This window comes from Pseudomonas fluorescens, assembly GCF_000730425.1.
GTDB lineage: Bacteria > Pseudomonadota > Gammaproteobacteria > Pseudomonadales > Pseudomonadaceae > Aquipseudomonas > Aquipseudomonas fluorescens_X.
On sequence record NZ_CP008896.1, the window covers coordinates 2,085,410 to 2,110,703 of the forward strand.

16 protein-coding genes are annotated in these 25,294 nt (G+C 56.8%); 7 read left to right on the forward strand and 9 right to left on the reverse strand.

The annotated features are described in order from the left end of the window. Positions 1 to 5 precede the first annotated feature (5 nt). Both HZ99_RS09065 and HZ99_RS09070 read right to left on the reverse strand, forming a co-directional pair. Positions 6 to 1,352, reverse strand: a complete 1,347-nt coding sequence (locus HZ99_RS09065; protein ID WP_038442513.1) for an ATP-binding protein — start codon at positions 1,350 to 1,352, stop codon at positions 6 to 8. After that, positions 1,349 to 2,026 carry a response regulator transcription factor gene (locus HZ99_RS09070; RefSeq protein ID WP_038442514.1) on the reverse strand — a complete coding sequence of 226 codons (678 nt, stop codon included), beginning with the start codon at positions 2,024 to 2,026 and terminating at the stop codon, positions 1,349 to 1,351. Before HZ99_RS09070 ends, HZ99_RS09065 begins: the two co-directional genes overlap by 4 nt. A 148-nt stretch (positions 2,027 to 2,174) precedes the next feature. On the opposite strand from HZ99_RS09070, the gene HZ99_RS09075 reads away from it, so the two are divergent. Continuing rightward, entirely contained in the window at positions 2,175 to 2,891 is a 717-nt protein-coding gene (locus HZ99_RS09075) for a 4'-phosphopantetheinyl transferase family protein (protein ID WP_038442515.1), read from the forward strand. A gap of 26 nt (positions 2,892 to 2,917) precedes the next feature. Here HZ99_RS09075 and HZ99_RS09080 read toward each other — a convergent pair whose 3' ends face one another. Both HZ99_RS09080 and HZ99_RS09085 read right to left on the reverse strand, forming a co-directional pair. Further along, positions 2,918 to 4,528: an ATP-binding protein gene (locus HZ99_RS09080; protein WP_038442516.1), complete on the reverse strand. Its 1,611-nt coding sequence runs from the start codon at positions 4,526 to 4,528 to the stop codon at positions 2,918 to 2,920. After that, positions 4,525 to 5,250, reverse strand: coding sequence for a response regulator (locus HZ99_RS09085; protein WP_038442517.1), 726 nt, complete (start codon positions 5,248 to 5,250; stop codon positions 4,525 to 4,527). The genes HZ99_RS09080 and HZ99_RS09085 overlap by 4 nt, the downstream gene beginning before the upstream one ends. Positions 5,251 to 6,036: 786 nt before the next feature. On the opposite strand from HZ99_RS09085, the gene HZ99_RS09090 reads away from it, so the two are divergent. The 5 genes from HZ99_RS09090 to HZ99_RS09110 all read left to right on the forward strand — a co-directional run bounded on the left by HZ99_RS09090 (position 6,037) and on the right by HZ99_RS09110 (position 14,326). After that, positions 6,037 to 8,928, forward strand: a complete 2,892-nt coding sequence (locus HZ99_RS09090; protein ID WP_038442518.1) for a ribonucleoside-diphosphate reductase subunit alpha — start codon at positions 6,037 to 6,039, stop codon at positions 8,926 to 8,928. A gap of 191 nt (positions 8,929 to 9,119) precedes the next feature. Then, the gene (locus HZ99_RS09095; protein WP_038442519.1) at positions 9,120 to 10,316 is read left to right on the forward strand and encodes a tyrosine-type recombinase/integrase; all 1,197 of its coding nucleotides are present in this window, start codon (positions 9,120 to 9,122) and stop codon (positions 10,314 to 10,316) included. Beyond that, positions 10,313 to 11,773: a site-specific integrase gene (locus tag HZ99_RS09100; protein WP_051903133.1), complete on the forward strand. Its 1,461-nt coding sequence runs from the start codon at positions 10,313 to 10,315 to the stop codon at positions 11,771 to 11,773. Before HZ99_RS09095 ends, HZ99_RS09100 begins: the two co-directional genes overlap by 4 nt. After that, on the forward strand, positions 11,774 to 13,912 hold the full coding sequence (locus HZ99_RS09105; protein ID WP_200876634.1) for a hypothetical protein: 2,139 nt from the start codon (positions 11,774 to 11,776) through the stop codon (positions 13,910 to 13,912). Continuing rightward, a complete protein-coding gene (locus HZ99_RS09110; RefSeq protein ID WP_038442520.1) occupies positions 13,913 to 14,326 on the forward strand; it encodes a hypothetical protein in 414 nt (137 codons plus the stop codon). 167 nt (positions 14,327 to 14,493) lie between these two features. Here HZ99_RS09110 and HZ99_RS09115 read toward each other — a convergent pair whose 3' ends face one another. From HZ99_RS09115 to HZ99_RS09130, 4 genes are all read right to left on the reverse strand, one after another. Continuing rightward, entirely contained in the window at positions 14,494 to 17,616 is a 3,123-nt protein-coding gene (locus tag HZ99_RS09115) for a type I restriction endonuclease subunit R (protein WP_038442521.1), read from the reverse strand. Between the two features lie 85 nt (positions 17,617 to 17,701). Then, entirely contained in the window at positions 17,702 to 18,640 is a 939-nt protein-coding gene (locus HZ99_RS09120) for a COG2958 family protein (protein ID WP_038442522.1), read from the reverse strand. Position 18,641: 1 nt separating this feature from the next. After that, complete coding sequence (locus HZ99_RS29195) at positions 18,642 to 19,916, reverse strand: restriction endonuclease subunit S (RefSeq protein WP_051903135.1); 1,275 nt, start codon at positions 19,914 to 19,916, stop codon at positions 18,642 to 18,644. After that, positions 19,906 to 21,636, reverse strand: coding sequence for a type I restriction-modification system subunit M (locus HZ99_RS09130; RefSeq protein WP_038442523.1), 1,731 nt, complete (start codon positions 21,634 to 21,636; stop codon positions 19,906 to 19,908). Before HZ99_RS09130 ends, HZ99_RS29195 begins: the two co-directional genes overlap by 11 nt. 203 nt (positions 21,637 to 21,839) lie before the next feature. Between HZ99_RS09130 and HZ99_RS29200 the strand changes: the two genes are divergently transcribed. Beyond that, a complete protein-coding gene (locus tag HZ99_RS29200; RefSeq protein WP_235205579.1) occupies positions 21,840 to 21,944 on the forward strand; it encodes a DUF2513 domain-containing protein in 105 nt (34 codons plus the stop codon). Between the two features lie 318 nt (positions 21,945 to 22,262). Here the strand turns inward: HZ99_RS29200 and HZ99_RS09135 are convergent, their stop codons facing one another. Then, the gene (locus HZ99_RS09135) at positions 22,263 to 24,689 is read right to left on the reverse strand and encodes a DEAD/DEAH box helicase (RefSeq protein WP_235205580.1); all 2,427 of its coding nucleotides are present in this window, start codon (positions 24,687 to 24,689) and stop codon (positions 22,263 to 22,265) included. Between the last annotated feature and the right edge of the window lie 605 nt (positions 24,690 to 25,294).

Genomic DNA, 25,294 nt, shown 5'->3' on the forward strand with positions numbered 1-25,294 from the left:
AAAGATCACACCGCCGGAAAATGAATCCTGAACGCCGCGCCCCCTAAAGGCGAATCCCCCAGGGTCAACCGCGCGCCGTAGCTTTCAATGATGTCCTTGACCACCGCCAATCCAATTCCCTGCCCCGGATGCTGGCGATCCAACCGCTCGCCGCGCTGCAGGATCCGCGCGCGCTGGTCGGCGGGCACGCCGGGGCCGTCGTCTTCGATGCATAAGCGCACGCCATCGGCACTTTCATCCAGGGTCACACGCACTTCGCCCAGGCACAGCCGGTAAGCGTTTTCCAGGAGGTTGCCGAGCAATTCCAGCAAGGCGCCCTGCTCGATGGGCACGTCGCATTGCTCCGGCAACGCGAAAGACACCCGCACACGCTTGTCACGGTAGACCTTGTCGAGGGTGTCGCACAGGCTTTGCAACACCGGGCGCAGGCGCACCTGATGGCGCACCAGGCCGCTTTTGCGCAGGCTGGCGCGCTGCAATTGGTAGCTGATCTGCTGGCTCATGCGCTCGATCTGCGACTGCAGCACCCGCGCCTGTTCAAGGTCCTGGGGACGCTGGGCCATGTCTTCACTCACGCCCTGCAACACCGCCAGCGGGGTTTTCAGGCTGTGGGCCAGGTCGTCCAGGGAGTCGCGATAACGGCTACGCTGCTCGCGCTCGCTGTGCAGCAGACGGTTGAGGGAGCCGGTCAGGCGCAGCAACTCCCGGGGGTGTTGCTCGCTGAGGCTTTCACGGGTGCCACCTTCGATTTCATCCAGTTCCTGGCTCAGCCGTCGCAGGGCCTGCAAGCCCCAGGTCAGGCCGATCCACAGCAGGCTCAACAACACCAGCAAGGCCGCGCCGAAGCCCAGGTAGAGGTTTTCCCGCAGGCCTTCAAGGGTCACCTGGTATTCGCGCACCGGCTGCAGGGCGACAATACTGAACGCCGCGCTCTTGCCCCCCAACAGCTTGACCTCGACGTCATAGACGAAGAATTCCTGGCCGTTGGCCTCGCGAATCTTCGCGAATTCGTTGCCGCGCCCATCGTAGCGCGGGCGGTAGTTGATGTTTTCTTCCTGAGTCGCCCGCGAACGCCACACCAGATGGCCTTCGCGGTCATAGATGTAGCCCAGCAGGCGGCTGTCGGTCAGGTTGAAGCGCTCGTCCGGCAGTTGCGCCGGCATCAGCAAGCGGTTGTTATCAACCCGCGCGGCAGAGATCAGCGTGGTCACATCCGACGCCAGGCGCTGCTCGATGGAGTCCTGCAACGCCAGGCTGAATGCCCCCTGCATCGCCGGCAACAGCCCTAGCATGAACAACACGGCCAGGGTGGTGGCCGCCAGCATCAAGCGCACACGCAGCGAACGGATCAACGGCAGCGCTCGTTAAACAGGTAACCCAGGCCGCGCACGGTATCGATGGGCTTGAACCCGGCCGGACCTTCTAGCTTGCGACGCAGACGGCCGACCAGCACTTCAATCACGTTCGGATCACGCTCGTCGTCATCGGGATAGAGTTGCTCCATCAACCGATCCTTGGCCACCACTTGCTGGTGGTGACGCATCAGGTATTCGAGGATTCGGTACTCATACGCCGTCAGCGCCAGGGGCTGCTCATCCAGGGATGCCTGTTTGCGATTGAGGTCGAGCAGCAAGGGGCCGGCGACGATGGTCGATTGGGTAAAGCCGCTGGAGCGGCGCAACAGGGCGTTCATCCGCGCCTCCAGCTCCTCGAACTGGAAGGGTTTGACCACATAGTCGTCAGCCCCGGCAGCCAGGCCTTCGACCTTGTCCTGCCAGTTACCGCGCGCGGTGAGGATCAGGATCGGGAAGGTCTTGGCCTGGGCCCGCAGTTGGCGGATCAAGCCCAGGCCGTCCATGCCCGGCAGCCCCAGGTCGATGATCGCCAGGTCATGATTGAATTGCCCGGTCTGGTACAGGGCCTCTTCGGCGTTGGCCACGGCTTCGACCACGTGGCCACTGTCGCCAAGACGGGTCAACAGGTGATGGCGCAACAACGCCTCATCTTCGACAACCAGCAATTTCATAACGCTCTCCAAGGCCAATCCACTGTCCCGCAGGGAAACATCATAGCGGCCCTGAAGGTATGCCTGCGCAGTTTACGGCCGTTGAACTGAACACTGTCTGAACCGGCGGGCTACCCAGGGGAGTGCCGCCCCGTGCAGAATAGCCGGTATGAACCCGATACCCGCCTGCTGCACCCCACTTGATGATCACTGGCCGCTGCCCACCACCTTGCCCGGCACGGTGTTCCTGAGCACCCGCTTTGAGCCCAAATTGCTGGAAGCCGGCGACTTCCAGCGCTGCGCCGTACCACCACCGGCGAGCATCCAGCGCTCAGTGGCCAAGCGCCAGGCCGAGTTTCTTGCCGGCAGGCTGTGCGCCCGCAGCGCCTTAAAACAATTGGCAGGCCTGGACTTCATTCCCGCCATCGGTGAGGACCGTGCGCCGGTGTGGCCCGGCCATATCAGCGGTTCGATCACCCACAGCACCGGGCATGCGGCGGCCATTGTCGGGCACAAGGCGCAATGGCGCGGGCTGGGCATGGACCTGGAGAACCTGTTGCCCCTTGAGCGGGCCGAGCGCCTGGCCGGGGAAATCCTCACCCCGGATGAAATGCAACGCATGGGCGCCGGGTCACGGGAGCAGATTGCGCAATGGGTGACCCTGACGTTTTCGGCCAAGGAAAGCCTGTTCAAGGCGCTCTACCCGATTGTGCAGAAGCGTTTTTACTTTGAGCACGCGGAGGTGGTGCAGTGGTCGGAGGCCGGCTCGCTGCGCCTGCGGTTGCTGACGGACTTGTCCAGTGAGTGGCGCCATGGCAAAGAGCTGGAGGGGCAGTTTGCGGTGCAAGAGGGGCAGTTGTTGAGCCTGGTGGCGATCAGCGCCTGATCCACTGCATATCCCTGTAGGAGCAGTCAGGTTTTGTCCTGGTCCCGGGGCCAGCTCAGGCTGAAACACGCGCCCCCCAGGTTGTTGCTCTTGCTGATCAACGCTCGCCCACCATGCCAATAGATAATCCGCCGCACAATCGACAAACCCAGCCCATGCCCGCCCGAAGCACGGGTACGGCTGTCATCCAGGCGCAGGAACGGGGTAAAGATCCGCTCCCAGGCACTTTCCGGTACGCCCGGGCCATCGTCTTCAACATCAATGCGGCAACGCACCTGGCCCACCTGGTAGCTGATCAGCACCCGTGACTGGGCATGGCGCATGGCATTGCTCACCAGGTTTTGCAGGGCACGGTGCAGGTAACGCGGCTCGGCGTCGACCCAGGCAGCGTCCAGGTGCGTCGATGACAGGCACACTCCCCGTGCCACCTCGATACCTGGCCGCAAAGGCGCCAGTTCGCTGATCACCTGGTCGAGCAAGGCACTCAGGTCGAGCCGCTGAAAGCTCAAGGCCGGCGACCCCTGCTCCAGGCGGGCATAGGTCAGCATTTCATCCACCAGGCCGTCGAGGTCCTGGATATCGCTGTCCATGCCTTCCATGTATTTACGCCGGGCTTCGGGCGTGGCGGCGTCGCCGATCATCTCCAAGCCAAAGCGCAGGCGCGCCACCGGCGTACGCAACTCATGGGACACCGCACGCACCAGTTCACGCTGGATCGCCAGCAGGCGTTGCAAGTGCTCGGCCATGCCATTGAAGGCCGCAGCCAGGCGCCCTACCGAGTCGGCACCGCGTGCCGGTACCCTGGCCTCCAGGTTGCCTTTGGCGATCCGCGTGGCAGCCGCTTCGAGCCCGCGCAGGCGGCGCTCCAGTTGGCGCACCAGCAAATACACAATCAGGCCGATCAGGGTCAGGCCAATCAAGGCAATCAGCACCAACCACTGCGCAGGATAAGGATTCATCTGGTACAGCGGGCCGATTTCCAACACCCACGGCGTGCCGACCATGCCGGCAAACACGCGGATCGAGTCGCCACCCTTGCCCAGGGCCATCACCGTATCGCCTTCGGCCACGCGACGCCGCTGGTCCTCGTCCATATCGGCGTCGTCAAGCTTGAGCAGATGCATTTCAAAGCCGAAGCCCTTGGCCTCTTTCAGGTCGGCCAGGCGTTGCGGCTGCTCGGCCACCGGAAAACGCACCAGTTCGTCAGCCAGCAAGTAAATGGTGGCCCGGGCCAATTGCTCACTGATCTGCTGTACCTCACCGGTGAGCAGCAGTTGCTCTGTTTCACTGACCAGACGCAGGACCCGGGCCGCATGGGGTCCGGTCTGCTCCACCAGGACCTGGCCGCGTTGCAGGCGATTGCGCTGGCTCAGGTCCAGGCGGGCATCCGCCACCGTCTGCAACTGCAAGGGAATCCCCAGCAAACGCTCCCATACCGCGAGGGCCCGCTTGCGCTCGATGCTGCTCATCGGTTGCAGGTTGTCCCCCATCAGGGCAAAGGTGCCGTGGGCCAGGTGCTCGCGATACTGGCCGCTGCGCACCTCATTGAGTAGGTGCAGGGCCAGTACGCCGAGCAGGGCGACCAGGATCAGCGCCGCACACATGCCGCCATAGATGCGCAGGAAGATCGAGTTCACGACAGCATGTCGGCGGCAGCTTGCGGGACGAACAGGTAGCCTTTGCTGCGGATGGTCTTGATCAGGCGCGGGTGGATCGGGTCGTCGCCGATTTTCGGGCGGATCCGCGAGATGCGTACGTCAATGGAGCGGTCCTGGCCGTCATAGCCGATGCCGCGCAGGGCGGTGAAGATCTCTTCCCGGGACAGGATGCGCCCGGCATTGGCCACCAATAGCCACAACAGGTCGAATTCGGCGCTGGTCAACTCGATGCCGCCGTCGTGCAGCCAGGCTTCACGCAGCGCATTGTCCACCACCAGCGGGCCGAACTGCAGGCGCCGCTGCTTTTCCGGGGCGGCGGGCTCGGTGCTTTCGCTACGCCGCAACAAGGCCTGGATCCGCGCCAGCAGCAGGCGCGGGCGCACCGGTTTGCACACATAGTCGTCGGCGCCCATGTCCAGGCCCAGGACCTGGTCCATGTCGTCGGTACGCGCGGTGAGCATCAGGATCGCCCCGTCGTAGCGCTCGCGTACCTTACGGCAGATGCTCAGGCCATCTTCGCCGGGCAGCATCAGGTCGAGAATTACCAGGTCCGGCTGCTCGGCAATGATCCGCGCCACCGCCAGGGCCCCGTTGCCTTCGATGGAGACCCGCAGGCCGTTGCTTTCCAGGTAGTCACGGGTCAACTCAGCCAGACGCTGGTCGTCCTCGACAATCAATACCTGCCAGGCTTCTTGCTCCACGGGGGGCCTCTTTTTTATAAGTCACTTGCCAGGACTGTGCAGTTTCAAATGTAGGAACGGGCAAGCCCGCTCCCACATTTTGATCTTCACCAGCCATACCTAATTTGTCATGCACAAAGGGCATAACAGTGTAGGAATAAAGGCCGATTGTAGCCATGGCCTGACCCTGCAACACAAGCCAGGAAATGCATTCGGTGATCATGTTTTTTTGTGATAGGGTTCGCGCCCGCAAAAATCCAACCAGGTGTTTTCAGCTTGGAATATTCGGTGACAAACGGTGCGATGCAGCAGTACTGCGGCCTACACGGCTGTTCCGCCTTTCATACACATTTTACCCACAGCGTTATCCACAGCTAGTGCGTTGCTAAGCCTCCGAAAACGCATTATCTTGTAGCTTGTCGCTAAAAAAAACCCTACATGTAGGGTTTCAAGCGAAAAGACCAAACACAAATCAGACAAGAAACTCAAGCGCTTTCTTGCTCCTGTTTGGTGGAACTTAAACCTTTTTCGAAAGCCCAAACCGCGCACGCGGATGGCTGCTGTTTTCCAGCCCGAACGGGAGAAAGCGGTACGGGTGTTGCAATACAAACGACACCCACACAGCAATACGGTAAAGAGCCCAGGGCTTGGAACCGAAGACTTCGGCATGGAAGCGGCGCGAACAGCTCCCTTCCTCCTGTCCCGAGGTTGTTATGCCAGGCCAAGGCCTGTTGTAAGTGCTTCAGGACGGAACGGTGGGCACCGTGATGGTGCCCAAATAAATATAGAATGTGGAGACAACCCCCCATGCAAACCGACACAACTCGCGAGAACCCGCAAGGCTCCGTGCCGCAGGGCGCTGATTCGAATATGGATCTGTCCGCCACCGCGCCCGGCCAATTGCGCGTGATCAAGCGTAACGGCACTGTCGTTCCTTACACCGATGACAAAATCACCGTCGCCATCACCAAAGCGTTTCTTGCAGTTGAAGGCGGCACCGCTGCCGCTTCGTCGCGTATCCATGACACCGTTGCCCGCCTGACCGAACAAGTCACCGCGACCTTCAAGCGTCGCATGCCATCGGGCGGCACCATCCACATCGAAGAAATCCAGGACCAGGTCGAACTGGCCCTGATGCGCGCCGGCGAGCAGAAAGTGGCCCGCGACTACGTGATCTACCGTGATTCGCGCGCCAAGGAGCGTGCCGTACACGCACCGGCCGCCGAAGCCGTGCAAGCGCACCCGTCGATCCGCATTACCCTGGCTGATGGTTCGTTCGCGCCGCTGGACCTGGGCCGCCTGAACACCATCATCACCGAAGCCTGCGAAGGCCTGGAAGAAGTCGACGGCGACCTGATCCAGCGTGAAACCCTGAAGAACCTGTACGACGGCGTGGCCCTGACCGACGTCAACACCGCACTGGTGATGACCGCCCGCACCCTGGTTGAGCGTGAGCCGAACTACTCGTTCGTGACCGCACGCCTGCTGATGGACACCCTGCGTGCCGAAGGCCTGGGTTTCCTGAAAGTCGCCGAAAGCGCTACCCACCACGAAATGGCCGACCTGTACGCCAAGGCCCTGCCGGCCTACATCGCCAAGGGTATCGAATTTGAATTGCTGAACCCGATCCTGGCCACCTTCGACCTGGAAAAACTCGGCAAGGCGATCAACCACGAGCGTGACCAGCAGTTCACCTACCTGGGCCTGCAAACCCTGTACGACCGTTACTTCATCCACAAGGACGGGATCCGCTTCGAACTGCCGCAGGTGTTCTTCATGCGCGTGGCCATGGGCCTGGCGATCGAAGAGAAGCACAAAGAAGACCGTGCCATCGAGTTCTACAACCTGCTGTCGTCCTTCGACTACATGTCGTCGACCCCGACCCTGTTCAACGCCGGCACCCTGCGTCCACAGCTGTCGAGCTGCTACCTGACCACCGTGCCGGATGACCTGTCGGGCATCTACCACGCGATCCACGACAACGCCATGCTGTCCAAATTCGCTGGCGGCCTGGGCAACGACTGGACGCCGGTCCGTGCACTGGGTTCGTACATCAAGGGCACCAACGGCAAGTCCCAGGGCGTCGTGCCGTTCCTCAAGGTCGTGAACGACACCGCCGTGGCAGTAAACCAGGGCGGCAAGCGCAAAGGCGCTGTCTGTGCGTACCTGGAAACCTGGCACATGGACATTGAAGAGTTCATCGAGCTGCGCAAGAACACCGGTGATGATCGTCGTCGCACCCACGACATGAACACCGCCAACTGGATCCCTGACCTGTTCATGAAGCGTGTCTTCGATGACGGCCCGTGGACCCTGTTCTCGCCATCCGAAGTGCCAGACCTGCATGACCTGACCGGCAAGGCCTTCGAAGAGCGCTACGAGTACTACGAAGCCCTGTCCCAGTACCCAGGCAAGATCAAGCTGTTCAAGACCATCCAGGCCAAAGACCTGTGGCGCAAGATGCTGTCCATGCTGTTTGAAACCGGCCATCCATGGCTGACCTTCAAAGACCCATGCAACCTGCGCAGCCCGCAACAGCATGTGGGCGTGGTCCACAGCTCGAACCTGTGCACCGAGATCACCCTGAACACCAACAAGGACGAGATCGCTGTCTGCAACCTGGGCTCGATCAACCTGCCGAACCACATCGTGGGCGGCAAGCTGGACACCGCCAAGCTGGAACGCACTGTCAACACCGCCGTACGCATGCTCGATAACGTGATCGACATCAACTACTACTCGGTACCACAGGCGCAGAACTCCAACTTCAAGCACCGTCCGGTTGGCCTGGGTATCATGGGCTTCCAGGATGCGCTTTACCTGCAGCACATTCCTTACGGTTCGGATGCGGCGGTCGAGTTCGCCGACAAGTCCATGGAAGCGGTCAGCTACTACGCGATCCAGGCTTCCTGCGACCTGGCCGACGAGCGCGGCGCCTACGAGACGTTCCAGGGCTCGCTGTGGTCCAAGGGCATCCTGCCGCTGGATTCGCAACAGATCCTGATCGAAGCCCGTGGCCAGAAGTACATCGACGTTGACCTGAACGAAACCCTGGACTGGGCGCCGGTACGTGCCCGTGTGCAGAAAGGTATTCGTAACTCCAACATCATGGCCATCGCACCGACCGCCACCATCGCCAACATCACCGGCGTCTCGCAGTCGATCGAACCGACCTACCAGAACCTGTATGTGAAATCGAACCTGTCGGGCGAATTCACCGTGATCAACCCGTACCTGGTCCGCGACCTGAAAGCCCGTGGCCTGTGGGACTCGGTGATGATCAACGACCTGAAGTACTACGACGGTTCCGTGCAGCAGATCGAACGCATCCCGCAAGAACTCAAGGAGCTCTACGCGACTGCCTTCGAAGTGGACACCAAGTGGATCGTTGACGCCGCCAGCCGTCGCCAGAAGTGGATCGACCAGGCCCAGTCCCTGAACCTGTACATCGCCGGCGCTTCGGGCAAGAAGCTGGACGTGACCTACCGCATGGCTTGGTACCGTGGCCTGAAAACCACTTACTACCTCCGTGCCCTGGCTGCAACCAGCACCGAGAAGTCGACCATCAACACCGGCAAGCTGAACGCTGTTTCCAGCGGCAACCACGGTGATGATTCGGTACTTGCCGCACCGGCCGGCCCGGCCCCCGTGCCAAAGGCCTGCGCGATTGACGAGCCGGATTGCGAAGCTTGCCAGTAGCAATCATAAGTTTTAAAACGTATACATCCTAAAAAGCAATACCCTCCAACCCCAAGAAAAACAAGGGGTTGGAGGGTTTACTTGCCGTATACCCATCCCTATACTCGCCGGCCTATCTAGCTCACAGGTCGGAAGCGTATACATTGGTCAGTTACTCCATCAGATCTTTCACTGCATCCGACGACCTGCCCATGGCTGTGCTCGTTGATCAGGAAGGTCGCCCCCTCTTCCTTCCCAATATCTATGTAACGCTCAGATATCGAGATGTAGGTCTTGCCGTAACCACAATTGAGAAAGTGCTCCGCTCGTTGGGTATGGCCTACCTGTGGGCAATTTCCCGGAAACTCGATTTCGACCAGATCCTTAAATCAGAGACGTTTCTATCGATTGAACAGTGTGAAGACCTAGCGTTCTTCCTTCGTCTTGATCGCGGTGCCCAAGACCAGATCGTTGAGGAGTCGCTGAATGCTCGACCACGCAAGATTGCGCGATTGGAGCAGGTGCGTAGTGGGGGTACTCCGAACGTACATAGAACAATGATTTCTGCTACGGAAGGTGGTTACCGCATCCGGACTGTGGCGAACTATCTAGAATTCAATCACGAGCGAATCAGCCCAAAGGCATCAGATAAGCCCCGCAAAGACCTCGCCACAGCGCGTGAAAAGGCCATAGCTGCCTTGCGAGCCCAAGAGCCCAGGGCGAAGACCGCCGAGGAAGGTGACGCCCCAGAGGGACTTTCTGAAGACGTGATGGATGCCCTGGACGCCGCGTTTGAGCCAGGATCCGAAACCAACCCATTTCAATCTGATTTTCATCAGTATCGGAATCACTTGATGTACCGGATTTTCTCTGAGACCGCGATCAGACGCAGTGAGCTTCGATACATACGAGTCGATGACATCAATCATGCAGCACGCCGTGTACGTGCCCGAGTATCGAAGACCGTTGCGCGGACGCTGCCCATATCTGAGCAAACCGCATACGACTTTCACGACTTCGTCATGAAGTACTGGAGCCATATTCCAGCTAGGGCGAGGAAACATGGCTATCTCTTCACCACCGCCGATGGCGACCATTTGTCCTTAGGGGCAATCAATCTCGCTTTCAGGGAGCTTCGCCGCAAAAATAACCTGCCCGCCAGCGTGGCTCCGCATGCTCTTCGACGTACGTGGAATGATCGTTTAAGCAGGAAGATAGACAGCCTTCCGCCTGAGAAACGGATGCAAGCGGGCGAAGAGAAGCAGATGAGGAACCGTTTGAATGGTTGGTCGAAAAAGTCTTCCATGGAAGCGCGTTACTCCAGCCGGCACATCCGGGAAAAATCGGACAAGATCGCTGAAAGCCTGGCTAACGAGTTGCGTGAAAAAAATAAAGGTGATTCGAAATGACCGTCACAAGTAACGCTGTCCATAAAGACGAACCGAATTCTAATGCGAAGACCGACAAAGTTGTATTACTCGATGGCCGGATTATCGAACTCAGCATAGGTCGGCTTCTCAAGGTTGTTGATCGCGACGGGAATCTTCGCTCTCTGAACTTCGATATTCTTTCGCTTGGAAACACGCTGCATGAAAGCATGTATCGGGCGATCAAAAACACGCTATCCACACACAGCCTTTCATATAACACCACCATTTTGAGTGCGGTGAGTAATTGGTTTCAACTGCCAGAAATGGCTCGTAAAACTCAAATTGACATTTCGGAGATCAATCGCCTTAACGAGATCTCAGCAAACTACCGACCTTTCGTAATCCCTTTGTTACGCCGAATATCAGCCTTGGGCATGCCCGGCCTGTCAGCTCAGGTCTGTGATTTTCTAGAGCACCCGTTTAAGTGGGAAGAACAAGGCACCGGCGCATACTTCGGGTTGCTCACCAATGATCCTGAAAGAGGCGCGCTCACCGAGCAAGAGATCCACAACATCCACCATCAACTTAATAGGGCATTTTCCAGCGGAGCCATCGACCAAGCCGACTACACAATCTGCTGGTTCTTCATTGGCACTGGCGTCAGGCCCGCCCAAGCTCACAGGATGAAAAAGAAAGACGTCATCATCCATGACAGAGATGGTATGGAGGTGACTCTCAGGGTTCCGTTGGCGAAGGGAGAAATGACCACGTCTCAGGAGTACTGGGTACGTCGAGCCCCTACGGTTCTAGCAGAATGCCTGATCAACTACCTAGATGCATATCCATCGGCAGATGATGCGGGCACCGATGATCCGTTATTCACCGAGCCTTCCTCCAATGCGCTGGGGCAGCGCATGAGCTCGATCATCCGAAAGCTGAATACCTACTCCGAGCGCCTTGGTACGAAGATCGCGATTACACCTTACCGCTTCAGGTACACCCTAGCTACCAGAGCTCTGGCTCAGGGGGCATCAGATTATGAGGTGGCTCGCCTGCTCACGCATCGAAGCACCTCCTGCATTCAGTACTACAGGGCGTCTATGCCAGAGCTTCAGAATCCTATCCGAGAGGCTCTTGGCAAGGAGATGAGCTACTTCGCAAGGGCGTTCCAGGGGAAGGCGATTTCCGGCCTCCATGAGGCCACTAGGGCAGGCGACCCTGATGCCGTAATCAGCGATTTCATGAGGCTCATGGGGATGCCCGTGGGCGCTTGCGGCACGCGCGCTGAATGCCACCAGAACGCCCCAGTTGCGTGTCTGGCGGGATGTGCTCATTTCGAGCCTTTGCTGAGCGCGCCTTGGGAGGCTTTGATGGCTTCTCTGGTGGAAGATCAAGAGCTCGAAACAGAGCCGAGGATCCGCCAAATCAATCACAGTGCAATGTCGGCAATCCAGCAGATCATTACCATCCGCGACACATCGGAAGAAGCAATTTAAATGGGCGAAATCGTACACTTCATTGGTAGAGATGAGCTGACCGCTCAGGAAAACCTGGATTCGTTCATTTCACACGCTAAGGCTAACTTTCCTTTCATCAATGTTATTTGGGAAGATAACAGCTGGGATATCTCGACCTTCATTATCGGAAGAGCCCAGGGTAAAACGAAGAAAATTGCACATTTCAAATCTCTGCGGGACGAATCTGGCAACAAATCAACCGTCCAGATTCCATTCGAGATCGATTTTTTACCATTCGCGAAATCCACATTTAGTGAGGTTATGCGCCGATTGCGCTTAGCCGAATTCAAAAGGCACTTATACGCACTACAGGCGATTGAACAGGCGTTAATTGATTGCAAGCGCAGACCGTGCATCACGCAACTTACTCCGATAGTGCTCGATAAGGCTGCTGACTTGTTGAAAGCCAGATTTACGGATGCTTGGGCGACGGCAAGGGTTCTCGAACGGATTGTGACTGAAGTGGTAAATCCTGCTCGCCTCACTCCAAATCTTTTGGAGTGGAAGAGTCCGATTGGTTACAAGGCACCTGTAAGGAATGACAGGGTTGCGACAAAAGAATCTGAAAAAGCGGTCGCCAGACTCCCTTCTCTCGAATCCATACTGGCATTGGCGGAGATTCATCACACCAGTAGCCATGTGTCAGACAAGCTGACAACCGCATTTGTCTCTCTTGCGATGTATGCCCCAAGCAGGTCGGCCGAAATTCTGAGCCTTCCAGTTGATTGCATCCGATCAGCAGACACCAAAGAAGGCCCTATCATGGGCATTGCCTGGGCACCCGCCAAAGGGGCGGGAGCAATGACGAAATTTGCTGCCTCCGATGAGTTCGAGGCGGTCGTAGAAAAGACAGTCAGTTATCTGGTGGATCTTGGCGCCCCCGCCAGAAAGGCTGCGGGCTGGTATACCGCAAACCCAGCGAAACTCTATCTCCCGCCTGGGACGGAACACCTGCGTAACCAGCCGATAACGCTTTACGAGGCCGCTATCATTTTGGGCAAGACAACCCCGATTCAAGGCTCTCACGCGACCAGATATGCCTTGGTAAAACGTGAGGATCGCACCACTGATAAATCACGAATGGGGCCAGAATCGCAGCAGGCTCGCTGGGTTGCGCTCTACGAATTTGAATCGCTTGAAAACTTCGTTCTGGCAAAGCTTCCAGACGCTTTTCCAATCTTGGATGGCCATACCGGCCTAAAGTGGCACGAGGCACTATGGGTACTGCCTGAAAACATCCTCCGGCCCAACGCCGAGCCTTTACTACATGTGCCTTCGCCGCTGTCGACGAATCAATTCAATAACCAGCTAGGGGCCAATCCTGGCGGGGTTACGATTTTCAGCCGAAACGGCAAGGTGAACTCAGATGGCAGCCCCATCGCGATCACCACACACGATTTTCGCCACTTGTTGAATACTCTCGCCCAGAGCAAGCACTTGAGCGAATCGCTCATTGCATTTTGGTCTGGGCGCAAGAGCGTCAAACAGAACGAATGGTATGACCACCTGCCTCAAGAGGCATTCATTGAGGCTTATCTCAAGCTCGGGGCCAATGAGCGCCCTCTCGTCATTGAAGGTCATCTCGAAGCCAAAGTGGACTCGATAGCCATTGCTCATGGGCTCACCCGCGAGCAGGCCCTTAAAATTGAGCTAGGAGCGACTCACCGCACCCGCTACGGCATTTGCCGTCATGACCATGCACTCACCCCCTGCCCGAAGGACAAGGACTGCGTGAACTGTGGAGAGCACACATTTACGAAGGGCGACAAACGTCATCATGACGAAGCTGAGTTCCAGTTTAAGCTGCATGAAAAAGCTGTAAGAGATGCAAAGAGCGCTCATGAACGAGGTGAGCCTGGGGCCTCTCGCTGGCTTAATCTGCACACTCCGAAGCTCGAACGCTGGCAGCTTGTTCTCAACAAGCTGAATGATCCGGCCATACCAGACGGGGCATTCATCACGTTACCTCCTCCCGAGAATTCGCAGTCGAAGGCCGGCTTGGCCCAGGCTGTCAGGATTATTAACCAAGACGTCCCTTCGCCTGCGCCATTCGTGGCGAGTGCGGATGTAGATTCGGACGCAGATGAGAAACTGTTACTAGATATGGGTTTTTTCTAAATGGGCGCACCAAAGCTAAACGACACCGGAATCGAAAAGGCAGTCCGCCTGCTGGATGGCTGGGCTGGAAAACTGACTTGGGATCGCTACCTCGCAATGCTAGAGGTCGATATTGGGCACAAGTACACCAAGGCGGCAATGCTCCGGCACCCGCGCATCAAATCGGCCTGGGATCACGCTAAGGAGCACGCAAAGGATGACAACGGAGTAAGCGTTTCTCGAAGCGCAGTTGAGACAACTAAGGCTTTGGAGCGCGTCAAGCTCCTGGAGACTCGGGTCGAACGCTTAACTCGTGAAAACAACGCTCTCTTGGAGCAATTTGTGCGGTGGAGCCACAACGCAGTACGGGGAGGTCTCACCCTGGATGACCTCGACCGGCCTCTGCCATATGCCAAGCCAAAAGAAATTCGGTAGCCTCGTTGACGGGAAGGTGTGTTCGCCAGTGAGTCTGCACCGCAGCCTAATGGCGAATAACAAGATCTATGGTAAATCAGACCGGGCCCGTTAATCGCTGGGGTTACAGACCAACCCGCTCCCAAGGTTCCGGTTACCGCCCCTGACATTCCGGCCTGACTACTTAACTATAACCACGCTTCGCAGAGCGTTTCAGCTTGGTTGAGAATCAGCTGAGCCGCTTCCTCGGCTTGATCCGGCGGGTATTTGTACTTGCGCAGAATCCGCCGCACCAGGATGCGCAGTTTGGCCCTCACGCTTTCACGGCTGCTCCAATCGACACTCACGTTGGCCCTTAAGCTAGCGGTCAGTTCGTGGGCAATTTTGGCCAAGATCTCGTCGCCCAGTTCACGCACCGAGGCCTCGTTGTTGGCCAAGGCATCGTAAAACGCCAACTCGTCATCGTTGAGCCCTAGCGCTTCACCACGCTGGCTTGCGGCAGCGAACTTCTTGGCCATTTCGATCAGCTCTTCGATGACCTGGGCGGTCTCGATAGATCGGTTTTGGTATCTTTTAATCACATTGGCCAGTAGCTCGGAAAACTTCTTCTCCTGTGCCAGGTTGGTGCTGTAACGGCTCTTGATTTCGCCTTCAAGCAAGCGCTCCAACAGCTCGACCGCCAGGTTCTTCTCGGGCAGGTTGCGCACCTCGGCGAGAAACGCGTCGTCGAGCAGGCCGATATTGGGCTTATCCAGGCCCACTGCCTCGAAGATGTCCACCACGTCGCCAGAGACCACAGCATTGCCGATGATCTGGCGAATGGCCAACTCACGCTCTTCGTCGGTCTTTTTCTGCTGACTCACTTCGCGCTTGATCAATATCACTTTGATCGCCTGGAAGAACGCCACTTCCTCGCGGACGGCTTTGGCTTCATCCAAGGTGCAGCACAGGGTGAAGGCCTTGCTCATGGCCAGCGCGGTGTCAGCAAAGCGCTTCTTGCCGTCTTCCAAGCCCAACACCTGATTGGCTGCTCCCGCCAGAAGCTTGTGTCCGCCGGTGAGGAAATGGCTGTAATCGAAACCATGCAGCAAGCTGCGCAGGACGTCGAGCTTTTCCTCCAGCACCGCATAGGCTTCATGGGCATCCACAGTTGGCCGCCCTTTGCCCTTGCTGCCGGTGTACTCCTTGAGCGCCGCTTTCAGCTCATTGGCGATACCGATGTAGTCCACCACCAGGCCGCCTTGCTTGTCCTTGAACACTCGGTTGACCCGAGCAATGGCCTGCATCAGGTTGTGGCCCTTCATGGGCTTGTCCACGTACAGGGTATGTACGCAGGGTGCATCGAAACCCGTTAGCCACATGTCACGGACGATCACCAGCTTGAGCGGGTCAAATGGATCCTTGAAGCGCTTTTCCAGGCGTTTTTTAAGCTGTCCAGAATAGATGTGCGGTCGCAGCAAAGCCTTGTCCGACGCGCTGCCCGTCATGATGACCTTGATGGCCCCTTTCTCCGGGTCTTCGTCGTGCCATTCCGGACGCAGGGCGACAATCTCGTTGTAAAGGTGCACGCAAATCTCGCGACTCATAGCCACCACCATGGCTTTGCCCGGCATTTGGCCCACACTCACCATGCCCTGATTACGCTCCTCGAAATGCTTAACCAGGTCGGCGGCGACGCTATTAATACGTGGTTCTGCGCCAACCACTTTTTCCAGTGCGGCCCAGCGACTTTTCAGGCGCGATTGCTGGTCATCTTCTTCGTCTTCGGCCAGCTCATCCACCTGATCGTCAATCGCAGGGAGCTCGCTGTCTTTCAAGGACAGTTTGGCCAACCGCGACTCGTAGTAGATGGCGACGGTTGCACCATCTTCAGTGGCCTGCTGCATATCGTAGACGTGAATGTATTCGCCAAACACCGAGCGGGTGTCACGGTCTTCGCTGGACACCGGGGTGCCGGTAAAGGCCACGAATGTGGCGTTCGGCAGTGCATCACGCAGGTGCTGCGCATAACCGACCTGATAACGGGCTTGGCTTTCGCCGGACTCGGCCCCCTCCGATGCCTTCAACTCGGCGCCAAAGCCATACTGGGTGCGGTGCGCTTCGTCGGCGATGACCACGATGTTTGAGCGGTCAGACAGCACGGGGAAGTTGTCTTCATCCACTCCTGGCATGAACTTCTGGATCGTGGCAAAGATAATGCCGCCACTGGGCCGATTGGCCAGCTTGGTGCGTAAGTCGCCGCGTGACTCAACCTGGATGGGCTGTTCGCGTAGCAGATCCTGCGATAGCGAGAACACCCCGAACAATTGACCATCCAGGTCGTTGCGGTCAGTGATGACCACAATGGTGGGATTCTCCATTGCTGCTTCCTGCATCACCCGAGCGGCGAAACAGGTCATGGTGATGCTCTTGCCTGAGCCCTGGGTGTGCCAGACAACCCCGCCCTTATGCGTCCCACCGGGACGCGAGGCACTAACCACCTGTTGAATGGCGGCGCGTACGGCGTGGAATTGGTGATAGCCCGCAATCTTCTTTACCAGTCGACCGTCATCTTCGAACAACACGAAGTAGCGTAAGTAATCGAGCAGCATCTTCGGAGCCAAAGCACCGCGCACCAAGGTTTCCAGTTCGTTGAACTGACCCAGGGGATCGAGATCTTGGCCATCGATGGTGCGCCAGTTCATGAAGCGTTCGGCATCTGCTGACAACGAGCCCATGCGCGCTTCACTACCGTCGGAGATCACCAGGATTTCGTTGTACTGGAACAGGTCAGGGATCTGTTCCTTGTAGGTCTGAATTTGGTCGAAGGCTTTGCCCAGGTCAGCCTTCACGTCGGCAGGATTCTTTAACTCCAGCAACACCAACGGTAGGCCGTTGACGAACAGGATAATGTCCGGACGCCGGGTGTGTTTTGGCCCCAAAATGCTGAACTGATTGATGGCCAGCCAGTCGTTGGCTTTCACCTCAACCCAGTCGATCAGGCGTACGAAATCGCCACGGGTTTCACCATCTTTTTGATACTGCACCGGTACGCCGCTGACCAACAGTCGATGGAACAGTCGGTTAGCCGACAGCTGTACCGGCAGACCCAGTTCGAGCACCTGTTTGAGTGCATCTTCGCGTGCGGCCAGTGGCACCTTGGTATTGAGCTTGGCTATGGCACTGCGCAGGCGCTCGACCAAGACCACTCGACGATAATGATCGCGCTCAGGGAATTCTCCATCATGGGCGATATCCGGCCCGTACAGGTGGGTATAGCCCACCTCCTTTAGCCAGCCGAGGGTTTCTTGTTCTAATTGGTCTTCGGTCATTCCACGTCACTTCCTGTGTTCAATCCACCAGCCAGTTTTTGGCTCAGGTCGCCTGCCAACCCATCATGCAATAACTTAAGTGTCATCATTCGCTGGCCACCCACTCCCTAGCCGAAACTTCACCGGTCTGGTGGAAGCGACGTATGCGACCGATGAACTCGGCGAAGTCGCCATTCTCTTCAGTCAGCCGATTACACATATCCCAATCGATTTCGCTACGTTCGCGAGCAGGGATCAGAATCTGGCTTTCCGTGGGACTCTGTACGTCTAGCTGAATCACACCAATGCCATGAGCTGCGGCGAGCATGCGTAACTCTTTGAGCGTGCCGTCGCCCTCCACTGTGGCTGCCACCAGGTAGCCGAAATGCGCCCAAGAGGAATTGGACACGGCCTGGAAGAAACTCTTGCGCGCATTGGAACGATTGAGCAGCAGCTTGACCTCGAACGACCAAAGCCGAGCACGACGCTCGCCCAACACACGGACACAGTCACGCAAATCAAGTTTCCAGTCGGCAGTCAGGTCTTCTAGGCCTACCAGATCCGGATGCAACCATTCGTTGCCACCGCTGCCAGCACGGTTGGACGAACGCTTTTCGTTGATCCGCATAGCGTACACACGCTGCTCGTCTGTCAGCAGGTATTCAGCCAAGAACGGATACAGCGCATGCTCCCGTAATGGCGAGGCCTCAGGCAGGCCTGACGGTACAAGCGTGCCCCCTTCAGCCGCCGCCACCTCAGCGTTGGCATCCATGTCCGACCAGTAATAGTGACGTGGCCGTCCTTCAGTGGTTTTCAGTTGATGGTGCATCTGCTGCCAGCGCGGGCGTGAACCAGAGATCTCTGCCACCAATTGCTGTACTAAGTCATTGTCGGTCTGGATGTAGCCGGCACTGCCCGCTTTCTTGATCGCGCATTCTGCAGGGAACTGCTCGAATATCCATTGCGCTAGTTCGCGAGCGCTCTGCTGAGTATCCGGAAGGCTTTGTAAGCGTTCGATGACACGTTGACGCAGATTCAGAGCCATATCAGACAGCCTCCGACAACATATTTTCGATGAAGGTGTCAGTTTCCGGTAGCCGCAGTTGCCCAGAGATCAGACGCGGCAACAGGGTGTCGCGGAGCTGGGTGAGCGTTTGGGCCTGCCTGTTTTTTTCCAGTATCCGTAAGTGGATCGCAGTAGCGATGGCCTCATAAGTATGAACGAGCTCTAGAGGAGGCAGTACGTATGGAAGACCATGGATATGATTACGATTAAGCGTTGGAACGGCTGAGCCTGCATTGAATGATGAGAAGTCCAGTAGCCTCAGGATCTCATATGCATAACAAGGCGTCGCACGTTTAAACTCCTTGACCCACAATGTTGTATTTAAAGGCCAGTAATCCTCCAAGGTCAAAAACACCTTTCCAAGCACCCCTGAACGCCCTGTTACTACCCCTGGGCCTTTCGCCATGGCAATGTTATGTGTACCGCTAGGGCCACTTGCAGCGATCAGAGGGTAGACACCCTCAGTACGCTTGGAGGCGGGAAGATCAAATCCACGCTGGAGTACTAGCAAATCTTGCAGTTCGCCAATCAGCCACCCCTTTGGCACCAACCCCAGTTCAGATTCTTCAAAACTATCGGGAAATAACGCGGCGGCGGTCTCGTCCATGCCTTCTGGTTCCAGCCCTTCCGCCTTGGCCCGCACCGGATCAAAATCGACAAACCAGGACTTAAACAGCGCTTGGGCAATAGCTTCCAAGGTTGTATTTGTTTCGCGTAGCAGGGCAATACGGTCATCGAGGGAGCCAATCAGCTCAATGATCTTTCCACGCTCATACTCAGGAGCCATGGGAACCGGAAGCGCCCGTAAGTCTTTCAGATTAATGGTTGTCTGAACGGTTGTATTCGCTCGGCTCCCAAGCAAATGCTGGGACAAGGGTGATCTGAGACAAAGGGCAAGCCAATTTGGGTCGACATCTTGGGGGTGGATCACTGCCACAGCTCTAGCTACGTTGAAGCCCTTGAGTGCCTCTGAAACTACAGCTACTTGGCCAACGCTACCAACAACCGTGAGCAGAACCTCGCCACCTTGCAATCGAGTTCGACCGTACTTGCTTTCAATCTCAGGCTCAATTCGCATGAGCTCCGATAGCTCAACACGGCCCTCTTTGAAGTTGTTCACTCGAACGATAGGAACACCATGATCAACGTGTGTACCTGGTTGCACGACACCGTAGGTTACGGAGTTTTTTTGAGCTAATTGTTCAAGAGGAACGTAGCTCCAGCCCTGTGGAAGAGTGGGAAGGTCAAAGCTCATACCCCAGCCCTCCCAGCTTCTGCCGGATCAACTGGTCGAGTTCCGCGCCTTTGGCCAACTGTTCACCCAGCAGCGCCGTGAGGTTCTGCATTTTATCGGCAAAGGCTTCGTCGTCATCTTCGACGGCCTCGGCACCGACATAACGGCCCGGGGTCAGCACATGGCCGTGCTCGGCGATTTCAGCGAGGGTAACGCTGCGGCAGAAGCCGGTAACATCGGTGTATTCGGCGATTTCACCACCGACATCAAGTGGTTCGCCACGCCAATTGGCCACAATCTGCGCGATGCGCTCAATGTCGTTGTCGAGCAGTTCGATCTGCACCCGACTGACTTTGGTACCCAGCTTACGGGCGTCGATAAACAGTACTTCGCCAGGGCGGGCGACTTTCTGCTTGGTCAAAAACCATAGGCAGGCCGGGATCTGAGTGTTGAAGAACAACTGGCCCGGCAGTGCGATCATCACTTCAACCACGTCGGCCTCAACCATGGCGCGGCGAATGTCGCCTTCAGTGTTCTGACTGGAGCTCATCGAGCCGTTGGCCAGGACAATGCCGGCACGGCCGCTAGATTTCAGGTGAAACAGCATATGTTGCAGCCACGCGTAGTTGGCATTACCTTGCGGCGGCGGGCCGTAAACCCAGCGCGGGTCACCTTCCAGGGTACGGTGCCACCAGTCACTTATGTTGAACGGCGGGTTAGCCAGGACGAAATCGGCGCGTAAATCGCTGTGCTGGTTGCGGATGAAGGTGTCCGCAGGCTCACGGCCCAGGTTGAAATCAATGCCGCGAATGGCTAGGTTCATCGCTGCCAGACGCCAAGTGGTGGGGTTGGACTCCTGGCCGTAGATGGAGACGTCGCCGAGTTTGCCGCCGTGGGCTTCGATGAATTTTTCCGACTGAACGAACATACCACCGGAGCCGCAGCAAGGATCGTAGACCTTGCCGTGGTGCGGGTTGAGTACCGCGACCAAGGTCTTGACGATGCTGGCCGGGGTGTAGAACTGGCCGCCTTTCTTACCTTCGGCACTTGCAAATTGGCCGAGGAAGTATTCATAGACCTGACCGAGCAGGTCGCGGGCATGGTGGGCGTCGCCGCCAAAGCCGATGATGGAAATCATATCGACCAACTCACCGAGCTTGCCATCGGGCAACTGGGAACGGGCATAACGCTTGTCGAGGATGTTTTTCAGACTGGAGTTTTCCGCCTCGATGGCGGACAGCGCCTCGTCGATGCGCTTGCCTATATCCACCTGTTTGGCGGAGGCACGGATTGACTCCCAGCGGGCTACTTCCGGTACCCAGAACACATTCACTTCTTTGTAATAGTCACGCTCTTCGAGTTCTGCGGCCAGATACGCCGGATCGTCACCTTCCAGGTAGTAGTCATCGCTGGCATCTGTAAAACGACGCTCCAGTTCGACACGGCGGCCTGCAAAGCTGTCGGAGATGTACTTAAGGAAGATCAGGCCGAGGACGATGTGCTTGTATTCGGCGGCGTCCATATTGGCGCGCAACTTATCAGCCGTGGCCCAGAGGGTTTTCTCAAGCTCTTGCAAAGTGCTACTGGACTGGCTGTTGGTGGCTTTGCGGCCCGCCTTTTTCTTTGGTGCGTCAGGTTCGGCGATGGCGACAGTTTCGGGCGCTAAGCGGGCGCGCGCGGCGTTAAGGGCTTGTTCGGCCAGACTGTTGGCGACCTGTTCGGAATCCTTTTGATTCGTCATGCACTGCTCCTGCATCCCACGCAGATGAATAGCGCGGTAAAAAAATGAAAACCCGACCACCGATGGCCTGGGTGAAGATGGGCTTCATGATAACGGGTCGATGGGTTTTCGTCTGACTTCCTCGGTGTATTGCTAGCGATTGGCCACTTCTGGTTTATTTATATGTTGGGTAATGCTTTATCACACTAGGAAGGGATCCCAGCATGAAGCCCGACAAAGACCTTGTGCGCGAAATTCTGCTGGCCATCGAAGCCAGCGACCTAACCCCTGACTCCTGGATCGATCTCACGCTTGGGCAAACCGAGTAGGAAAAATTATGGCTCAGCAATAATTATTGCTGAGCCATAATTTCGAATAATTTGGCCTTCATCGACGTGGTCACCCAGTCGTTGACGAACCGGGCTTCCCCAAGACGCAGGTCGAAGTAGGGCCACTCGGCGCGGAGAGGCGAACTGATATCCCGCACCTTCGATGGCCTACTGCGGAGCAATCATTCAAGACCGCCGTGCGAATTCGATGCCATCAGAGACTTGTGGGGTTGCAGCCGCAACTGAAGGACAAGGACGTGATTGCCCTACGCGCTGGCCTGGACGCATTGCCAAGGGCCATTACACGTCACAATATTGTTACCCCTCCACGAAAGGCACCAAGTATTCAATCAGCCTATCAGCACGTATTGGCGATCGCTCAATCAATTGCTGGCACTGCCCTTCAAGTTCAATGTCGGTGAGCTGAGACTCGCACAGTTCCCTAAGTAGCACTCGCGCATCGGCAACCAGCGCCGTTAGACGGTCAAGCGTTAATGCATGGCTGCCGTGAGCCGCTGCTGCAGCGGTCGCCTTGTTCGTCGGATGAATGACAACGCGCACGCTCGTATATCCATCGTAGTTTTTGTCGAACCATTGCTGGGCAACAAGCAGCTGACCGTGTTCCTCTTTGGTTAACGCGTTCTTGTCCAGCTTGCGACTTTTGGCTTCTAGGATCAGTGCAGTCTTGGTTGGAAGGAGCCAGAGTACATCCGGCCCTTCGCCGCCGTCGTCATGGCGCTCAGTTGACACGCCAATTAGGTCACCAAGGTCTGCCAACGCTTGTTCGAACTGATTGGCAGAAGCGTTGCCATTGAGCTTCGAGGCCACCTGTTCAAAGCGTTGCAGCAGGCCGCGTCGCATACGATACCCACGCAGTTGAGATGCAATAGCAGCACCCTGTGCACCTGGAATAGGCAGAGGTCGGTAAGGAGGGGTGATCCGCGGACGCAAAAGGTTTCGATTCGCGGCAAATGCTGAGCGTTGCAATTCGTCACTGCGCTCGGTTTGCCCCCAGTTGTTCGCTATGCGGCCCGCAAGTTGGAATAGCCAGCCGCGTGTTTGTTCGTCTGGAGCTTCCTGAGCATTAGCCACCTGATCTAACTTGGCTATCGCTTTGTCGTAATAGCCGTCAGCCCAATTGTTGAAAGCCTTACGTTCGGCTGCGGCCATATCAAACCGCTTGGGATCAGGTGCTTCTTGTATGACGTTCTCTGCAAGGGTAGCCGCGTGATATTCAACCCAGCCGGTGTCCCTGTTAATACTCAAAGTGATTGTATTCTCGAGATCATTGACGTCCTTCACTTCTTTACTGACCGTCGACCCCATTTCGAGCTGTGCGCGGGTCGCGCTCGTCAGTAGCTTGAAGTTTGCATCCTTGGCGATCCAACCAGCCAAATCCGAGCCAAGAAGCAGTACGACGCAGTGGTCACCCGCTCCACGAGCCCCGCGCCCGATGCCCTGTTCGATGCGCTGCGCTAGCATGCGGCTGATGGTTGCGCCGCCATAAAGGGTGGCCGCACGCAAAAGTTCATAGTCAGATGTACCGGCAGGAAGGCCCTCCATGATAAGAAGCCTGCACGAGTCCCCTGGTAAGTCGATGCCATCGTAGCGGTTTGCGAAAACAACCGGGCCGCTAGTCTTACGCGACTGCAATGCCTCGATTTTTTTCTCCACTTGATCCGAGCCTTCTGAGAATTCTGCGACGTCTTCCCAAGCCTTAGCCGCATAGTTGGCGTGTACGAGAACGACTGCGCCGAGGTTGTGATCTGCAACCTGCTTAAGAATTGCTTTCGTGACTTTATGTGCGTCGAAGTCGAACTTCATCAGGCTAGGGATCAGGATCATACGTTCGCTGATGCCCGCCAGCGATCTTGAAGTCAAGGCACTATTAACGTGTCGGGGGTCGGCGTCGAATGTACGTACTATTTCACTATCGTCCGCGATAGTGGCGGACATGTAGATTCGGCGCGGCGCATCCGCGAAGGTTGGGAAGCTGTTGACCAGGGGGAGCACAGCAGTAACAGTGAAAGCTTTGCTGCTAATAAGCGCGTGGCACAAGTGTAAATTGTCACGCAATAGGGGCCAAGCGTACGGGGTGTCCTCGCCGTCGCCTCGCAATACTCCTCGAACCGTATCGATTTGCTCATGCCAAGCCCAGTAAGGCACCTCAACTACGCCAGTACTGAGGCCCGAGACGGTATCATCAAAGGTGCCTAGTCGGTCTATCTCCCTGAACGCGGCTCGGAACAGCATACACAGCGCGTCGTACCTTTCCTTGTCGACTTCTGATGAAATCTCGAGCGTGAACGACTCGCGGACTACCGAGAATGCCACATGAGCGTCATCAAGGATTACGGCTCCTGCTTTGATAGGCATCCGTCCCCCACGTACACCGAACTTGCTGTAGCCGTTGAACAGTGCCTTGTAAGACGCCACCATGACGGCTTTGCCATTCACGAAATCGTCCGCCAACGGCTGTCCTCGGACGTAAGGTACTGCGGCAATTCCTAGCGATTGAGCCTTTTCTAAGGTCTGCCTGACCAGCTGTGTTGTCGGTGCCAGATAGAGCACCGGCTCTTTGAGTTCATTCAGCGTCGACTGCGCTATTAGCAGACCAACCAGCGTCTTGCCGCCACCGGTATGCAGTTTCACAATTGTGTCCCGCTCATCCTTGCGCTTGAACCATGCCTCCAGTACCTCGGCCTGGCTGGTATATAGATCATTGATGCCCTGAGGTTTGGGCATACGTCTAAAAATTTCCAGAGGATCTACAGGGGCCGGTCGCAGGGACTGCGACCTGAGTTTATTGAAGTCCACCATCCGTGTTTTCCTCACGTCGTCACTGAGTTTTCGAAGGCCCATGATCGTATGGTTCCTGCTCACCTTCAACGTGTACTTGCTCGGACTTCATATTCGAAGCTCAGAAAGAATCGGCCATTTCACTGCAGGTGTGGATTGCGGAGTTCCCCGCCGTGGTCGAAGCAAGCCTCTGTGCCCGCGTGCCAATCACCGGAGAGTGTTCGATGTAGTTGAGTCGTGTCGACTTCTAACTGGCATCGCAGCCCTATCTCAAACTGACCGTCCGCGAAGGGCAACTATGGGTTATAAAATGGGCACTACCCGACACAAGTCTTCAGGCGTTCAAAAGCATCCAATTTCTTGAACGTCGACCTACCCATCTGACGCTTGAAACTAGCCACGACGTACAAGCTGTTCAGCGTGGTCAGAACCCAGAACCGACCTTCTTTATGCATAGATAAAATGTGGGAGGTTCGAATCATATGCCCATCCTGAAACTGCTCACGAGGCCCTTTTCGTGAGTGATCAAAGACTATGGCGATGCATGTATT

Coding starts and splice junctions, on each gene's coding strand:
- HZ99_RS09070 (WP_038442514.1), bottom strand. CDS start 2,026: ATGAAATTGCTGGTTGTCGAAGATGAGGCGTTGTTGCGCCATCACCTG.
- HZ99_RS09075 (WP_038442515.1), top strand. CDS start 2,175: ATGAACCCGATACCCGCCTGCTGCACCCCACTTGATGATCACTGGCCG.
- HZ99_RS09090 (WP_038442518.1), top strand. CDS start 6,037: ATGCAAACCGACACAACTCGCGAGAACCCGCAAGGCTCCGTGCCGCAG.
- HZ99_RS09095 (WP_038442519.1), top strand. CDS start 9,120: ATGGCTGTGCTCGTTGATCAGGAAGGTCGCCCCCTCTTCCTTCCCAAT.
- HZ99_RS09100 (WP_051903133.1), top strand. CDS start 10,313: ATGACCGTCACAAGTAACGCTGTCCATAAAGACGAACCGAATTCTAAT.
- HZ99_RS09105 (WP_200876634.1), top strand. CDS start 11,774: ATGGGCGAAATCGTACACTTCATTGGTAGAGATGAGCTGACCGCTCAG.
- HZ99_RS09110 (WP_038442520.1), top strand. CDS start 13,913: ATGGGCGCACCAAAGCTAAACGACACCGGAATCGAAAAGGCAGTCCGC.
- HZ99_RS09115 (WP_038442521.1), bottom strand. CDS start 17,616: ATGACCGAAGACCAATTAGAACAAGAAACCCTCGGCTGGCTAAAGGAG.
- HZ99_RS09120 (WP_038442522.1), bottom strand. CDS start 18,640: ATGGCTCTGAATCTGCGTCAACGTGTCATCGAACGCTTACAAAGCCTT.
- HZ99_RS29195 (WP_051903135.1), bottom strand. CDS start 19,916: ATGAGCTTTGACCTTCCCACTCTTCCACAGGGCTGGAGCTACGTTCCT.
- HZ99_RS09130 (WP_038442523.1), bottom strand. CDS start 21,636: ATGACGAATCAAAAGGATTCCGAACAGGTCGCCAACAGTCTGGCCGAA.
- HZ99_RS29200 (WP_235205579.1), top strand. CDS start 21,840: ATGAAGCCCGACAAAGACCTTGTGCGCGAAATTCTGCTGGCCATCGAA.
- HZ99_RS09135 (WP_235205580.1), bottom strand. CDS start 24,689: ATGCCCAAACCTCAGGGCATCAATGATCTATATACCAGCCAGGCCGAG.